Consider the following 700-nt stretch of genomic DNA (forward strand, 5'->3'; position numbering starts at 1 on the left):
GGGTCGGACGGCGCGCCGCCGAAGGCGTCGGCGCCGCGCTCGAGCAGGCACAGCGCCAGCTGTTCGTGGCCGCGGGTGACGTGTTCGCCGTCCAGGCAGGCCTGCAGCCAACGCGCCAGACCACCGCGGCCGCCCACCGGCTGGGCGCGTTCGAGCAGGCGCTGCAGCGCCGCGCTGGCGTGGCCGCCGCGGCCGAGCAGGTGGGTGAACACGGTGCCGTCGGCGTCCAGCCAGGTGTCGGCGCTGGCGCCGTGGCGCAGCAGCCAGTCGAAGCGCGGCAGGTCCGGTTCGCCGGCGAACTCCAGCAGCAGCGCGGCCAGGCCGGCGGCGTCGGGGCCGGCGCCGAGGCGCAGCATGGCGTCGGCCGATTCCATGCGGTCGGCCACCAGGGCCTCGCGCAGCAGTTCGCGCGGGCTCTTTTCGAAATGCCCGCCGGCCAGGCCCTCGGCCACGCTGGCCGGCAGCGGATAGGTGGGGTCGAGCACGGCCACCTGCGGCCAGCGGCCGGCGCCGAGCGCGTGTTCGATGGCGCGGCGGCCGTCCTGGTCACGCTGCTCGGGGTCCACGCCCATCGCGATCAGGTGGCGCACAAGCTCGGGGCCGGCGTCGGATTCCGCCGCCAGCACCAGCGCGTTGCGGCCGCGCGCATCCACCGCGGACACGTCCGGGCGCGACTGCGCCAGGCGCGCGAGCACCGCGG

Annotated in this window: 1 pseudogene; it reads right to left on the bottom strand. The window is 77.1% G+C overall.

The features are described 5' to 3' along the window. Nucleotides 1–700 (bottom strand): annotated as a pseudogene (locus N790_RS16310) (ankyrin repeat domain-containing protein); the annotation flags it as partial.

Source organism: Arenimonas malthae CC-JY-1, assembly GCF_000747075.1.
GTDB classification, from domain to species: Bacteria; Pseudomonadota; Gammaproteobacteria; order Xanthomonadales; family Xanthomonadaceae; genus Arenimonas; species Arenimonas malthae.